At 57.2% G+C, this 14,253-nt stretch carries 13 protein-coding genes; 7 read left to right on the forward strand and 6 right to left on the reverse strand.

All coding sequences use genetic code 11. The annotated features are described in order from the left end of the window. Window positions 1–24: 24 nt before the first annotated feature. A complete protein-coding gene (locus QVZ43_RS10345; RefSeq protein WP_223793645.1) occupies window positions 25–831 on the reverse strand; it encodes a helix-turn-helix domain-containing protein in 807 nt (268 codons plus the stop codon). A 268-nt stretch (window positions 832–1,099) separates the two neighbouring features. Here QVZ43_RS10345 and QVZ43_RS10350 point away from each other — a divergent pair, with 268 nt between their 5' ends. Continuing rightward, complete coding sequence (locus tag QVZ43_RS10350) at window positions 1,100–1,873, forward strand: glutamine amidotransferase-related protein (RefSeq protein WP_302909873.1); 774 nt, start codon at window positions 1,100–1,102, stop codon at window positions 1,871–1,873. A gap of 80 nt (window positions 1,874–1,953) precedes the next feature. Here QVZ43_RS10350 and QVZ43_RS10355 read toward each other — a convergent pair whose 3' ends face one another. Next, on the reverse strand, window positions 1,954–3,339 hold the full coding sequence (locus QVZ43_RS10355; RefSeq protein ID WP_302909874.1) for an FAD-binding oxidoreductase: 1,386 nt from the start codon (window positions 3,337–3,339) through the stop codon (window positions 1,954–1,956). A 330-nt stretch (window positions 3,340–3,669) separates the two neighbouring features. On the opposite strand from QVZ43_RS10355, the gene QVZ43_RS10360 reads away from it, so the two are divergent. From QVZ43_RS10360 to QVZ43_RS10375, 4 genes are all read left to right on the forward strand, one after another. After that, window positions 3,670–4,005, forward strand: a complete 336-nt coding sequence (locus QVZ43_RS10360) for a hypothetical protein (RefSeq protein ID WP_223793642.1) — start codon at window positions 3,670–3,672, stop codon at window positions 4,003–4,005. Between the two features lie 114 nt (window positions 4,006–4,119). Then, window positions 4,120–4,329: a GDCCVxC domain-containing (seleno)protein gene (locus tag QVZ43_RS10365; protein WP_223793641.1), complete on the forward strand. Its 210-nt coding sequence runs from the start codon at window positions 4,120–4,122 to the stop codon at window positions 4,327–4,329. 167 nt (window positions 4,330–4,496) lie between these two features. Continuing rightward, complete coding sequence (locus tag QVZ43_RS10370) at window positions 4,497–5,183, forward strand: class I SAM-dependent methyltransferase (RefSeq protein WP_302909875.1); 687 nt, start codon at window positions 4,497–4,499, stop codon at window positions 5,181–5,183. A 27-nt stretch (window positions 5,184–5,210) separates the two neighbouring features. Further along, on the forward strand, window positions 5,211–5,708 hold the full coding sequence (locus tag QVZ43_RS10375) for a gamma-glutamylcyclotransferase family protein (protein ID WP_302909876.1): 498 nt from the start codon (window positions 5,211–5,213) through the stop codon (window positions 5,706–5,708). A gap of 62 nt (window positions 5,709–5,770) precedes the next feature. Here the strand turns inward: QVZ43_RS10375 and QVZ43_RS10380 are convergent, their stop codons facing one another. The 4 genes from QVZ43_RS10380 to QVZ43_RS10395 form a co-directional block, all read right to left on the reverse strand. Continuing rightward, window positions 5,771–7,285: a Na+/H+ antiporter NhaC family protein gene (locus tag QVZ43_RS10380; protein WP_223793638.1), complete on the reverse strand. Its 1,515-nt coding sequence runs from the start codon at window positions 7,283–7,285 to the stop codon at window positions 5,771–5,773. 114 nt (window positions 7,286–7,399) lie between these two features. Further along, window positions 7,400–8,674, reverse strand: a complete 1,275-nt coding sequence (locus QVZ43_RS10385; RefSeq protein WP_420890925.1) for an NAD(P)/FAD-dependent oxidoreductase — start codon at window positions 8,672–8,674, stop codon at window positions 7,400–7,402. Between the two features lie 221 nt (window positions 8,675–8,895). Beyond that, window positions 8,896–10,179: a 4-aminobutyrate--2-oxoglutarate transaminase gene (gabT, locus tag QVZ43_RS10390; protein WP_302909877.1), complete on the reverse strand. Its 1,284-nt coding sequence runs from the start codon at window positions 10,177–10,179 to the stop codon at window positions 8,896–8,898. Between the two features lie 26 nt (window positions 10,180–10,205). After that, a complete protein-coding gene (locus QVZ43_RS10395) occupies window positions 10,206–11,669 on the reverse strand; it encodes an NAD-dependent succinate-semialdehyde dehydrogenase (RefSeq protein WP_302909878.1) in 1,464 nt (487 codons plus the stop codon). 115 nt (window positions 11,670–11,784) lie between these two features. Here QVZ43_RS10395 and QVZ43_RS10400 point away from each other — a divergent pair, with 115 nt between their 5' ends. Together QVZ43_RS10400 and QVZ43_RS10405 are read left to right on the forward strand one after the other, a co-directional pair. Further along, a complete protein-coding gene (locus QVZ43_RS10400; RefSeq protein WP_302909879.1) occupies window positions 11,785–12,720 on the forward strand; it encodes a LysR family transcriptional regulator in 936 nt (311 codons plus the stop codon). A 131-nt stretch (window positions 12,721–12,851) separates the two neighbouring features. Next, complete coding sequence (locus tag QVZ43_RS10405; RefSeq protein WP_302909880.1) at window positions 12,852–14,231, forward strand: L-serine ammonia-lyase; 1,380 nt, start codon at window positions 12,852–12,854, stop codon at window positions 14,229–14,231. The last annotated feature ends 22 nt before the right edge of the window (window positions 14,232–14,253 follow it).

The following is a 14,253-nucleotide window of genomic DNA, read 5'->3' on the forward strand; positions in this document are numbered from 1 at the left end:
GGCCCGCCAAGGGCCGGTGATCAGTCAATCATCCAGACTGTTCAGGTGTGAAATGAACTGGGTGAATATCTCGGCCTGTGTCGAGGTGTTCAGCCGGTTGTGAATGTTCTTTCGATGCACCTTCACCGTCCCGACACTGATCTTGAGATGATCTGCAATCGCCTGAGAGGAGTACCCTCGCAGTATCAGGTCGGTAATCTCCCGTTCCCGCTGAGTCAGCACCCCGCTGGCAAACGTTCGCAGCGCACGTTTCATGGGGCCATCCGACCGTCCGTATTGCAGATACTCGCGTGACTGGGACAGCCAGAATTGCCGCACGAGCGCGCTGAGGATCGGATAGAAATCGCTCAGGGCTTTGAGTTCATTGCGGGATATGCTGTCCAGTGCGGCCTTGCGGCCCAGTGTCAGGGTGCAGGTCACTTCGTCATCCAGCTGGATGATCAGATTGATTTCATCCACCAGGCCAAAGTCCTGGTAACAGGTCTGGAAATACTCGGTATCCCGGAACGAGTCGGGCATGATATCCGCGAGCCGGACCACCCCAGGGGCAACGCCGGATTTGATGGCATGGAAGAGCGGATCAAGCACATAGGCGTGGTTGATATACAGCTTCAGGGTGTCGCTTTGCTCTTCCGGTGCAGTGGGATACAGCAGGATAGGGCGCAACGATGCCTTGTACGCCATCATGATGAAAGTGTCGTAAAAACAGAGCGTTGAAAGAAACTCTTCAAGCACCGCCGGAAAGTTTCGAAGCCGCTGATGCTCGATCAGAACCGACACATTTTTCTGCCAGCTATCGCTGGCATTGATTCGACTGACTCGTTCTTTCATACCTGTCGGAACTGGCACCTCTTAACGCTGCTGATAAAGGCCATGACTCTGTAGGCTCGACACGCAACCCGATCATTAAGCGCGCAATCATCGCGGCAAATGGTTTGAACATCAACCACTGATTTCGACAACATTCCCTGAACCTGAATCCGATCAGGCAGGGGTAAAAGATGCCGCCCATCTACCCCCAGGGAGATAGTTACAGAGATAGGGCCGTGCTTTAGTGTTGGAACCTGAAATGAGCGAAAGCCTGAGCTGGAGAATCGGAATGACGTTAAAGATTGGCATCCTGGCCACCGGCATCACGCCGGACCCACTCATCAGCGAGTTCGGCTCGTTCGGTGATATGTTCGAGCGCCTGTTCGACCAGGCTGGCCATACCTTTGATTACGTCCATTTCGACGTGCGGGACGGGGAGTTTCCCGAGTCTTCAACCGTCTGCGACGGCTGGATCATCAGCGGGTCCAAGTCCAACGTATACGAAAATCTGCCGTGGATGCAGAAGCTCAAGGTGCTCATCCGTGAAATCTACCAGGCCGACAGGCCCATGCTGGGCATCTGCTTTGGCCACCAGATCATCGCCGACGCTTTTGGTGCCCACGTCCACAGATATCCTGGAGGATGGGGCGTGGGGCTTCACGAGTACTCCTTAACCAAAGACGTGCAGGGGCTGGGCCTGGCAGCCTCCAAGTTCACACTGAGCGTCATGCACCAGGATCAGGTTCTGGAAAAACCGGAGGCGGCTGAAATTGTTGCGGAATCCTCTTTCTGCCCCTTCGCCGTACTCCAGTACGACAACCGCATCCTTACCTTCCAGGCGCATCCGGAATTCGATATCACGTTCGAAACCCGCCTGGTGCAACACCTGCGCGGCCAGTCTGTTCCGGAAAGTGATGCAGACAAGGCACTTGAAGGGCTGACCGTGTCAGGAGCGTCCACCGACTCTCTGGCCATCGCACACTGGATGGCAGGATTCCTTCTCCGCAACCAGACAAAACCGGAAACCGAAAGCTCAAAAGGAGCGGTCGCTCACACCGGTTAAACCAGCGAGGGGTAGTCTCTCGCACGAAGCCGCCTCTTTGAGTTTCGCCATTTCGGTCCAATCGTATCCCGACGAGACCGCTAGTGAGGGCGAATATTCTGGTTCACACGGAACAGGTTCTCAGGGTCGTACTTGTTCTTTACCTCCACCAGTCGCTCGTAGGCAGCACCGTAGGCAAACTCAACCCGGTCCGTCTCATCCTGGGACAAAAAGTTTATGTAAGCGCCACTGCTGGCGTAAGGCTTGGCCGCCTCGAAGAATGCGCGCGCCCACCCCCGGCAGCGATCATCTTCCTCGGGCTTTTCCCAGCGGCCATGCACATTCATCACGTAGTTTGCGTCGCGACTTGAATAGGCCATGGCGTCGGCCGCTACCCGGCCTGTTGCTCCGCCAAGGGAACCTATGAAAATCTCGCAGTGAGGTGAGGGCAGTTTGCTACCGTAATCAATCAACACCTCAAGCACCTCATCCGTCAGTTTCACAAAGTTATGGGACTTCCAGTAATTCCGGGCCCCCTCCGTCAACAGCGGATCGAACGCCTGCTGCCAGTCGGCAAAGGGCTGCACCCCGACATGCTCACCGTGCGCGTCGCCAAATGAACGCAGCGGCTCAATCAGCTTCTGCCCAACGGCGGGATCACCCGCATAGCAAATAGCCAGAGCGACAATACGCTCACCATGGACCGACTCGGGCAGGAAGGGAAGCGGCGGAGCATGGCGCATCACCATCCATACATTGAGCTCATCCGGCATGGTTTCGGTGAATCTCGCAAACTGCGTCAGAACCGACTTGGCCTGGCCAAAGGGAAACACCATCAGCCCACTCAACAAATCCGGTCCCACCGGGTGCAACTTAAACTCGAAGCTGGTAACGATTCCGAAGTTACCTCCACCTCCTCGCAAACCCCAGAACAAATCCGGATTCTCTGAATCACTGGCGAGAATCATGCGCCCATCGGCGGTGACCACGTCAGCGGAAATCAGGTTATCAATAGTCATCCCGAACTTGCGACTAAGCCAGCCGAAGCCACCGCCCAGGGTCAGGCCGGCTACGCCGGTTGTGGAGTTAATACCCAGGGGCGTAGCCAGTCCATGAGACTGGGCCGCTGCGTCAAAATCTGCCAGCGTGCAGCCCGGGCCTACCAGGGCACGCCGGTTATCAGCATCGATCTCAACATCTTTCATTTGCGACAAATCGATCATAAGCCCGTCGTCGCAAACAGCGTTGCCTGCAATGTTGTGGCCACCGCCCTTGACCGACACCAGCATGCGCTGTTCCCGCCCAAAATTAACCGCCGCCACCACATCCTCGGCTGACTTACACCGGGCGATCAGCGCCGGTTTCCGATCAATCATCGCGTTCCAGATCTGGCGCGCATCGTCGTAACCGGAATCCGCCGGTTCGAGCACAGAGCCTCCGAACAGCCCCCTGAAGGCGTCAACGGTTGTTTGTTGTAGTTCAGACATGACCTTCTCCTTCCCCGAAAGGACGTTGGTGTTGATTGTGTACCCATCCTGGGGAAACGCCAGCGAGGCATTAGACTGATTCAGACTTATGGGGGAATCATTAAACGGTTTCCGTCAAATGGACGGGAAACGCGGGAGGCGGTCGTTCTTTTTCAGGCGCAACAAGGACAAATACGCCCCGACCCCTCTTACAACTCGTATTTACTGTGGCGCAAACGACTATTGTTAGTATTAGAGGATGGATTCAGGCGGACGGTTCATCCGCAGGTAATAGGCTGCCACCCTTGGCTTGCGGGTTATTAGGGTGCCTTGAAGGGAAGAGATCGAATCATGCCCATCGCAAACTGCGTCGTGAACGAGGATTCTGGGGGTGCCATCCCGAACCTTGTGGAACTGTGGGCTCAGGCCTCCGGTGTCGATTCGAAGGAAATGACCCTCAATGTGATTCGGGCCGATGCCCAGGTTGGCCGCCATTATAGCGTAATGGCAACCTTATACCTGCCCTCGGCCTGGCCAGAGGACAGGGTGATTTCGCTTCAGACCGGTCTGGCTGTCGCCTTATCCGATGGGCTCGGGCAACCACTGGAGAAGATTCATGTGTTGACACTCATTGTTGGATCCGGCCACGTGGTCGAAGATGGAAAGGTGCAAAACTGGGATTCGTGAGCGCTTTTGCTCTCTGGATCAACCGACCGGGCGTGCCCCGTGAAGCCTGTGCCCATACCGGGTTGCGACGCTGGCGTGTTCCGGGCGGCGAAAAAATTTTCAGCAGAAAGGTGAATGATGAACCCCAAACTGACGTCCGAGATAACCTGTCCGGAGTGCGGGCACCGGGAAGTGGAAACCATGCCAGAAGATGCCTGCCAGTATTTCTATGAATGCAAACACTGCAAAGCACTGATCAAGCCCAAGCAGGGCGATTGTTGTGTGTTTTGCTCCTATGGCGACACCCCGTGCCCGCCCATTCAGCTTGATCAATCCTGCTGCTGATTCGCAGCCTCGAATCATTGACGACGCAAGCCAACGAGTGATTGAAGAGCGTCCGGCTGCACTTGTCAGTGAGATTCCGAGCTTCCTGCAGGGCACATCAGGGCGCTAAATCATTGGCAAAAGGCACGGCCGAACTGAGGAGCAAGCTGTTTTAAACGGATTGGTTTATGAATCCACACAGTGATGAGCGAATCGTCGACTCCTGGGAGAAGAACGCAACCCAGTGGGCTGCGACGGTGCGAAACAGGAAAGTCGAAAGCCGGAAGCTGGTTACCGACAAAGCCATTGTCGAATCCATACTGAGTCATTCACCCGAATCGGTTATGGATGTTGGCTGTGGAGAGGGATGGCTCATCCGAGAGCTTGCGCCGGGGGTACCCCACCTGGCTGGAGTCGATGTGGTGCCTGAACTCATCGAGCTGGCCAGAACGGCTGGTGGAGGAAGCTTTCTGGCCGCCTCATACGAGGAGGTTGCGGCCGGACGGATTGAAGGCGCGTTTGACGTGGTCGTCTGCAATTTTTCCCTCCTCGGCAAGGAGTCGGTAGAGGCCTTGTTTGGTGCTGTACCCGGGTATCTGAAATCAGGTGGGGTATTCATTGTGCAAACGCTGCACCCTGTCGTCGCAAACGATCAGGCCTACGTTGACGGCTGGCGGGAAGGTTCCTGGGATGGCTTTGGGTCAGAATTTGTTGATCCAGCCCCCTGGTATTTCCGAACCCTCGAAAGCTGGGTGGCGCTGTTTTCAGACAACGGCTTAAGGCTGGCTTCGATGAGGGAGCCGCTGCACCCCGACACAGGCAAGCCGGCATCGGTCATCTTTACCGGCGAGGTCATACCCCCATCGAACTTCTGAGGTAGGTGTCGAGAATAAGGAGGCTGCGTGAAGTATTTTGCTTATGGTTCGAATATGTCACTCCCCAGACTGAAACAACGGGTTCCCAGTGCCCAACGCATAGGGATGTTTACCCTTGTTGAGCACTCGCTGCGGTTTCACAAGCACAGCAAAATAGACGGGTCTGCGAAGTGCGACGCACTGTTTACCGGAAATCCGGATGACTCCGTCATTGGCGCCGTGTTCGACATACTGGAGCACGAGAAGGGCAGGCTCGACCTGGTTGAAGGTTTGGGTTTCGGCTATCGGGAAAAGCAGGTAACGGTAACCGATGCGCAGGGGTATTCCCTTGAAGCGTTTACCTATTATGCGACGAGCACAGATTCATCCCTGCTGCCGCACTCCTGGTATGTACACCATGTGGTGCAAGGCGCCATCGAAACCGGGGTTCCCGCCGCATACCTCAATGCCATCACAGCAATCGAAAGTCAGGAGGATCCGGATAGAGGCAGAGACGCCAGGGAGCGAGCCATTCACGGTAAATGATCAAAAAGGAAGGGAAGATTTGCCAGACAGAGCCGACCCCTGCCTGGCAAGAAGGAGCGCGATCAGGCGACCGCGTATCCGAGGATAAGAAGGGTAATGAAGGCCATGGCTGCGCCAATCAGCGCGTACGGAATCTGTGTCAGACCGTGTTGCATCGGTGTACAGCCAGAGCCGGTGGACGACAGAACCGTGGAGTCACTGAAGAAGCAGGCATGGCTGCCAAACGCGGAGGCAGACAGCAAAGCACCTACGGTCAGCGGCATCGACACGCCCATCGCCATGGCCATCGGAATCACGATGGGCAGGGAAACCACGAACACACCCCAGCTGGACCCCGTTGCGAACACAACTGCAGCCATGGACACGAACACCATTGCCGGCAACAGAGCCGGGGAAAGGTACGGCGTGATGGTGTCGATGATGTAGGTGGTCATACCCAGCTGGTCGTTAATCTCCTTGACCATAAAGCCCGCTGCCACCACGGCGATCGGGTGCAACATCACCTTGAAGCCATCCAGCATGGCATCGGCCAGCTGGCCAAAGCTCATCAGGCGCTGCCAGAAATACAGGACCATGGTGAAGCCTGAAGCGACCAGCGCGCCCAGCAGCAGATCAATCTCGTAGTAAATGCTGGCCGTTACCAGCACGGCCATTGGCAGAATGAAGTTCATCATGCCAACCAGCACCGGCGGGCGCTTCACGTGAGAGGTGTCAAAACCGATGGATTCCACGCCATCCGGAATGGGCTGACCCTTCTGAGCACGGAGTTCCGCTGCTTTCATAGGGCCAATATCCTTCAGCTTGCCGGTAGCGACCAGCAGAACCACGATCAGTGCCGCCCAGCCGTAGGCCATGTAAGGAATGGCTTCGATGTAGAGGGACATACCCTGGCCCTCGGCCACCGCACCGTTTTCTTCCAACAGGGCACCGAAGTAAACCGCCCAGGTGGACAGCGGAACCAGAATGCAGACCGGCGCCGCGGTGGAATCCACCAGGAACGCCAGCTTTTCCCGGGAAATGCGGAAGCGGTCGGTGAGGTTTTTCATGGATGCCGATACGGCCAGGGAGTTCAGGTAATCGTCAATGAACACGGCCAGCCCGAGGAAGGATGTGGTCAGCATGGTCCCGCGCTTGGTCTTAACCCGCTTGGCGAGGAATTCACCAAAGCTAAGAACGCTGCCGCCGCGCTCCAGGATGTTGATCAATCCACCCATCATCCCGCACACCAACACAATCCAGGCGATAGTTTCGTTCTGCACCACACCCATGGACAGATCGCCCAGACTGGTGATCAGTGTCGTTGGCTCGAGCAGGAGCAGGCCGGCAATGATACCGGCAAAAATGGATTCCAGAGGCTTCTTGGTCTTGATCGCGACGAGCACGATCAACAATGACGGCAACAAACTCACAAAGCCGTAGGACTCGCCATCGGCATACTGTGAGGACAGATAGGCGAAACCGGCCATGATGGAGCCGTATGCGAGAATGGAGGACAGAGGGCCCTTCTGGCGAGATTCCTCCGCCTGATCTTCGATCGGAGGGTATCCGCTGAGGGTTTGCGAAGCGTCATGTGTCATTTCTGTACCCATGGTTTGTTTTTTTAGGGAATTGCGGCGATTTGCTCGCCGCAGTGACTACAGGTCATGGCGGTGCGTCGGGCCCCGGGGGTGGCCCGTTTTCACGTCCGTACCTTAAACACCCAGTTGGTCGCGCAGGTTGTAGTACCAGGCACCCATTGCCGTGAATGGAATCCTGAACAGGCGACCACCAGGGAAGCTGTATTGGGGCAGGCCAGCGAACACATCAAAGCTCTCAGCCTGACCGCGGATGGCATCGCTGATGACCTTGCCAGCGAGGTGTGAACAGGTCACACCGTGGCCGCTGTAGCCCTGGGCGTAATAGACATTGCTGCCAATTCGCCCGAACTGCGGCAGGCGCATCAGAGTCAGAAGGAAGTTGCCGGTCCAGGCGAAGTCAACCTTGGTTCCCTTCAGTTCAGGGAAGGTCTTCAGCATGTTGGGAACGATCAGAGACTCGATCTTGCTGGGTTCCCGGGCTCCGTAGGTCACGCCACCGCCATAGATGAGGCGTCCGTCACCGGACAGGCGGTAGTAGTCCAGCAGATAGTTGCAGTCCTCGACGCAGTTGTCCTTCGGCAGGAGCTTTTTCTGAACCGATTCAGGCAGCGGTTCGGTGGTAATCACCTGGGTACCGCAGGGCATCGCCTTGGCTTCCAGCTTAGGCAGCAGGCCATTGAGGTAGGCATTGCCAGCCACCAACACGTAATCGGCAGTCACACTGCCCGATTCAGTCTTCACTACGGCCATGGAACCTTCCTGAACCTCCAGCGCCGGCGTACCTTCGTAAATGGTGCCACCCAGCGATTCCAGTGCAGCGGCTTCGCCCAGCACCAGGTTCAGCGGGTGGAAATGTCCACCGGTGTTATCCAGCAATCCGCCGGCATACCGGTCAGAGCCCACATGAGCCTTGATCTGATCGGCATCCAGCAGCTCCAGGCCCTTGTGGCCATGGGCCTCCCACAGCGCTTTCTTTTCCTCGAGTTCCCGGAACTGACGGTTGTTGCAAGCGGCGAAAACACCGCCTTCTTTCAGATCGCACTGGATGTTGTAGTCCTTGACGAAGCGACGAAGAATCCGGCCACCCTCGAAGGCCATTTGCCCCATCTCTTTGCCGACGTTCTGGCCGTAATGCTTCTCGATAAAATCGATGTCACGGCTGTAGCTGTTCACGATCTGGCCACCGTTACGGCCTGAGGCGCCGAAACCGATACGGCTGGCCTCGAGCACGACGACGCGATAGCCGGCTTCCGCCAGGTGCAGGGCGGTGGACATGCCGGTGTAACCGGCACCGATGATGCAGATGTCGGTCTTGATGTGGTCTTTCAGGGATGGGCGCATCCGGGTGTCATTGGCGGAGGCCGCATAGTAGGAACTGGTATGAGAAATCACTGTCACGATGTTGCTCCCGAAACCGCAGGGCATTGTAGAGTTTTCCGAAGGCCCGACAATGCGGTGTCGTACCTTTGGCTGTTATTGTCCACAACGTTACGAGTTCGGAGCGCCGGGCTATATACCCCCCAGGGGATATTTTGCAGGAATCCGGCTGTTTTCTGGCCTTAACAACGAAAAACGCCACCCCGAAGGGTGGCGCTGAAACCTGGATTTAATCAGCTGAGAGCGCTGAAGCAGCGGTCCAGGATATCCATGCTTTCATCGATCAGATCGTCGGAGATGGTCAGTGCCGGCAGGAACCGCACCACATTTCCACGGATACCACAGGAAAGCAGGATCAAGCCCTGACTGGCGGCCTCGGTGATGAGTGCCTTGGTCAGTTCCGGGTCCGGCTTGTTGACGTCGCCATCAACCACCAGCTCCATGGCGATCATGGAACCCAGATTCCGAACATCGCCGATGCGCGCGGGGAACCGCGCCTGCAACTGCTGCAGGCGACCAACCATGCGCTGGCCAATTTCCAGGGCCCGCTCGCACAGCTTTTCTTCCTCGATGACATCCAGCACAGCCAGGGCTGCCGCACAACCAATGGGCGAACCACCGTAGGTGCCACCAAGACCGCCCGGGGCGGGCTGGTCCATGATCTCAGCCTTGCCCACCACGGCGGCAATCGGGAAGCCGCCGGCGATGCCTTTTGCCATGGTCATCAGGTCCGGCTCCACGCCGGAATACTCGGTCGCAAACATGCGGCCGGTCCGTGCGAAACCAGTCTGGATTTCATCGGCGATCAACAGAATACCGTGCTCGTCACAGCGCTTGCGCAGTGCCTGCATGAACTCGGCTGGCGCCGGGTAGAAGCCACCTTCGCCCTGGACAGGTTCGATGATAATGGCAGCAACTCGGCTAGGCTCGATGTCGCACAGGAACAAGTCGTCCAGAGCGGCCAGTGATTCCTCTACGGATACGCCGTGATAAGCGTTGGGGTAGGGCGCGTGGAAAATCTCAGCCGGGAACGGACCAAAACCCGCTTTGTACGGCTTGACCTTGCCGGTCAGCCCCATGGTCAGGTTGGTGCGTCCGTGGAAGCCACCCTTGAACGCAATAACCCCGGAACGACCGGTGTAGGAGCGAGCGATTTTTACGCAATTCTCAACCGCTTCTGCCCCCGTGGTTACGAACATGGCTTTTTTGGGCGTAGAGCCCGGGGCGATCTCGGTCAGCTTCTCAGCCAGTTCAACCGCCGATTCGTAAGGTGTTACCATCAGACAGGTGTGGCTGAAGCGCTCAACCTGGCCCTGTACGGCGGCCTGGACCTTCGGGTGGTTGTGGCCAGTGTTGGTGACGGCAATGCCGGCACCCAGGTCAATGAACCGCTTGCCCTCTACGTCCCAGATTTCAGCATTGCGCGCCTTGTCCACGTAAACAGGGTGAAGGGCACCCTGTCCCTGGGCCATGGCGGCAGCACGACGTTCGTGAAGAGTTTGATTGGACATAAACACAGTCTCCTTAATTCGTCATCAGTGGGTCAGCCAATGCCGCCCATGCACAGGTATTTGATTTCGACAAAGTCATCGATGCCGTAGCGGGAACCCTCGCGTCCGATACCGGACTCCTTCATGCCACCAAACGGTGCCACTTCGGTGGAAATGAGCCCCTCGTTAATCCCAACCATGCCGTATTCGAGCGCTTCTGCCACGCGCCAGACGCGGCCGATGTCACGGCTGTAGAAATAAGCTGCCAGGCCAAAGGGCGTGTCATTGGCCATGGCAATGGCTTCAGACTCTTCGGTGAACCGGAACACCGTCGCCACCGGGCCAAAGATTTCCTCACGGGCAATGGCCATGTTGGGCGTAACGCCGGCCAGAACCGTTGGCGGGTAGAAGTTAGGGTTATCCGGTGTGCTGCCGTGCTCGAATGTGACGCGGGCGCCATCAGCGATAGCATCGTCGACAAGGCCACGTACCTTGGATACAGCCTTGTCGTTGACCAGCGGGCCGATGGTTACGCCATCCGCAAAGCCATCGCCCACGCTCAGGGCCGCGACCGCAGCGTTGAGTTTTTCAACAAACACATCGTGAATACCGGCCTGAACCAGAATCCGGTTGGTGCATACACAGGTCTGGCCGGCATTGCGGAATTTCGATGCCATCAGTCCGGCGATCGCTGCATCCACATCCGCGTCATCAAACACGATGAAGGGGGCGTTGCCACCAAGCTCCAGCGAGACTTTCTTGACGGTATCTGCGCACTGGCGCATCAGCAGCTTGCCAACCGGGGTGGAGCCGGTGAAAGACAGCTTGCGAACGCGTGAATCTTCACACAAGGTACGCCCGACCTCGGGCGCCTGCAGGGTCGTCACGACATTCACCACGCCTGCCGGAATGCCTGCCTGACGGCTCAGTTCCGCCAGAGCCAGCGCACACAGCGGGGTATCCTCGCCAGGTTTGATGACCACGGTGCAGCCAGCCGCCAGGGCCGGTGCGACCTTCCGGGTGATCATGGCGATCGGGAAATTCCACGGCGTGATCGCAGCCACAACACCGATAGGTTGCTTGATGGTCACGATGCGCTTGTCTGGCCCGTGGGCAGGAATGACGTCGCCGTAGATTCGCTTCGCTTCTTCGGCGAACCATTCGACGAAGTTCGCACCGTAGGCCACTTCACCCTTGGCCTCGGCCAGTGGCTTGCCCTGTTCGCTGGTCATGATGCGGGCCAGGTCTTCCTGGTGGCGCATGATCAGGTCGAACCAGCGGCGCAAAAAGCTCCCCCGTTCTTTGGCTGTTAACGCTTGCCACGGGGCCAGCGCAGCCTCGGCGGCGTCAATCGCGTTGCGGGTTTCTTCTGCGCCCAGATCCGGGACATGAGCCAGGGTTTCACCCGTGCTCGGGTTAAACACCGGGAACTTGTGTGCCTTGGCGGCAGAAACCCATTCACCGTTGATAAAGGCAAGCTCCCGGAACAGGCCGGGCTCATTCAGCTTGAGTGACATAAACGACTCCATAAACGACGAAAATTCAGTGTCCTTGGTTTTCCGGGATGGTAAGTTCGGGAGTAAGTGTGATAAATGTCATTCTTTCGATGTAAACGTTGAAGGCCATCAAACAATGAAGAAAGACCTCAAGGTCAGCCTCGGGCAGGTCGGCGACTACGAGATCCGATTGCTTAAAGTGTTCGAGGCGGTGGTGGAAAGCGGCGGGTTCTCGGCCGCCGAGAGCGAACTGAGCATAGGTCGCTCGACCATCAGCACTCATATTGCCAAGCTGGAAGACCGGCTGAACCTGAGACTCTGCCGGCGAGGGCGGGGCGGCTTTTCCCTCACTGAGGAGGGCATCGAGGTCTATGAGCTGATGAAAGGACTGTTTTCGGCGATGGAATCGTTCCGGTCCGGCGTCAACGCCCTGCATGTCCGCCTGACCGGGGAGCTGCGCATCATTGCCAGCGACGCCATCTATATGGACCCGCAATCCAAACTGCCGGAGGCCATTGCCCGGTTTTCAGAGGCGGCACCGGATGTGAACGTCCTGCTGGATGTAAAAGCGCTTAGCGACATCGAGCGCATGGTATTGAATGATGAAGCCGATATCGGACTGATCCCGTTCCATAGGGAACTGACCGGCCTTGAATACACCCAGTTGTACGCCGACCACTTTCACCTGTACTGTAGCCGCGCTCATCCGTTGTATGACACCTTGCCCGAAGAGCTTTCGCTCGAAGCTGTTCTGGCGAGCAAGGTGGTACACGCGGGCATCCATACCAGCCCGGAAGTAGGCGCGCAGCTGGCTGACATGAACAAGGCGGCTATTTCCTATTTTTACGAAGCTCGCCTCGCCATGATCCTGTCTGGGGCCTACATCGGCTTTATGCCGGATACCTATGTCGAGCCTTATGTGGCTGCGGGGGAGTTGAGGGCACTGGCCCCTGAGATTAAACAGTACTCCCTGGGCGTCGCCGCGATCACGCGCACCCACGGACGGACAAACCGGGCACGGGAGCTGTTTCTCAGCATCCTCAATGAGTCCGACTCAAGCGCGCCCATTTGACGGCAGAGGCAGATCCCAGCTAAAGCCGCGAAAGAAATTACGCACAAAACGGAGTATTTAAATCTACACTGAACCAAGGAGTCCTTGCTTTGAGCGGAGCTCCGCAACCGATAGACCTATCGGGTGACCCTATGTCTGTATCCGTATTTGATCTGTTCAAAATAGGGATTGGCCCGTCAAGCTCACACACCGTGGGCCCAATGATCGCGGCCGAAAGATTTGCCAGGCAAATCGAAAGCGAGGGCGCTATTGGGAAGGTGAAACACCTCCAGGTAGACCTGCTTGGCTCGCTGAGCGCTACCGGGATTGGGCATGGTACCGATCTGGCCGTTGTCATGGGCCTGATGGGGCAGCGCCCGGACACCATTGACCCCGGCATCATTCGCCCAACCGTCGATAAACTCAAAGAAAACGAAACGCTTCACCTCCTCGGCCAGCACCCAATCCCGTTCGAATGGAACCGGGACCTGCGCTTTCTTGACGAAACCCTGCCATATCACCCGAACGCCCTTCGTTTTCGTGCCCTTGATGAGCAAAACCGGACCCTGAGCGCCAACACCTTCTATTCAATTGGGGGCGGCTTTGTACTGGAGGAAAGTGAAGCGCGGGAGGGAAGCTCACTGGTACCTGAAACCAAGGTGCCATACGCCTTCAGCCGGTGCACGGAATTACTGGACCTGTGTGAGAAACATCACTTACGAATCAGCCAGCTGGTCATGGAAAACGAGAAGACCTGGCGCTCCGAGCAGGACATTCGCAAAGGACTTGCGACCATCTGGGCGGCCATGAAGGACTGCATTGAAACCGGTCTTACCAGGGAAGGTCCTCTGCCCGGGGGATTAGCCATCGAGCGGCGGGCAAAGGGGCTTTACCGGGCGCTGCAAAGCAGTGAACAGCCCAACGTTATCAGCTCCACCCTGGGTGCGATGGATTGGGTCAATCTCTACGCGTTAGCGGTGAACGAGGAAAACGCCTGTGGTGGACGGATGGTTACTGCCCCCACAAATGGTGCCGCTGGCATCATCCCGGCAGTATTGATGTACTACATGGAGTTTGAGCCCAAGGCCTCCGAAAAACACGTTGTCGACTACTTCCTGGCCGCAACCGCTATTGGTACGCTGTGCAAGGAAAACGCCTCCATTTCCGGGGCCGAGGTAGGGTGCCAGGGCGAAGTCGGCTCGGCCTGCGCCATGGCGGCAGCCGGTTTGTGCGAGGTACTGGGTGGCTCGCCTGAACAGGTAGAAAACGCCGCCGAGATCGGACTGGAACACAATTTGGGCCTGACCTGCGACCCGGTGGGCGGCCTGGTTCAGGTACCCTGTATAGAACGAAACGCAATCGCCGCGGTGAAGGCGATCAATGCCGCACAAATGGCTTTAAGAGGTAGCGGCAAGCACTTCATATCCCTGGATAAAGTGATAAACACAATGCGGGAAACAGGCAAGGACATGCAGGACAAATACAAGGAAACCTCCCGCGGCGGGCTTGCGGTCAACACGACCGAATGCTGACACTCACTACCCCAATCCACGC

Origin of the sequence: Marinobacter suaedae (genome assembly GCF_030519635.1) — a bacterium.
Lineage (GTDB): Bacteria > Pseudomonadota > Gammaproteobacteria > Pseudomonadales > Oleiphilaceae > Marinobacter > Marinobacter suaedae.

What these genes read in the sequence shown, in the direction of transcription:
- QVZ43_RS10345 (WP_223793645.1), bottom strand. Translation starts at nt 831, where the DNA reads ATGAAAGAACGAGTCAGTCGAATCAATGCCAGCGATAGCTGGCAGAAA.
- QVZ43_RS10350 (WP_302909873.1), top strand. Translation starts at nt 1,100, where the DNA reads ATGACGTTAAAGATTGGCATCCTGGCCACCGGCATCACGCCGGACCCA.
- QVZ43_RS10365 (WP_223793641.1), top strand. Translation starts at nt 4,120, where the DNA reads ATGATGAACCCCAAACTGACGTCCGAGATAACCTGTCCGGAGTGCGGG.
- QVZ43_RS10395 (WP_302909878.1), bottom strand. Translation starts at nt 11,669, where the DNA reads ATGTCACTCAAGCTGAATGAGCCCGGCCTGTTCCGGGAGCTTGCCTTT.
- QVZ43_RS10370 (WP_302909875.1), top strand. Translation starts at nt 4,497, where the DNA reads ATGAATCCACACAGTGATGAGCGAATCGTCGACTCCTGGGAGAAGAAC.
- QVZ43_RS10380 (WP_223793638.1), bottom strand. Translation starts at nt 7,285, where the DNA reads ATGACACATGACGCTTCGCAAACCCTCAGCGGATACCCTCCGATCGAA.
- QVZ43_RS10355 (WP_302909874.1), bottom strand. Translation starts at nt 3,339, where the DNA reads ATGTCTGAACTACAACAAACAACCGTTGACGCCTTCAGGGGGCTGTTC.
- QVZ43_RS10360 (WP_223793642.1), top strand. Translation starts at nt 3,670, where the DNA reads ATGCCCATCGCAAACTGCGTCGTGAACGAGGATTCTGGGGGTGCCATC.
- QVZ43_RS10400 (WP_302909879.1), top strand. Translation starts at nt 11,785, where the DNA reads ATGAAGAAAGACCTCAAGGTCAGCCTCGGGCAGGTCGGCGACTACGAG.
- QVZ43_RS10405 (WP_302909880.1), top strand. Translation starts at nt 12,852, where the DNA reads ATGTCTGTATCCGTATTTGATCTGTTCAAAATAGGGATTGGCCCGTCA.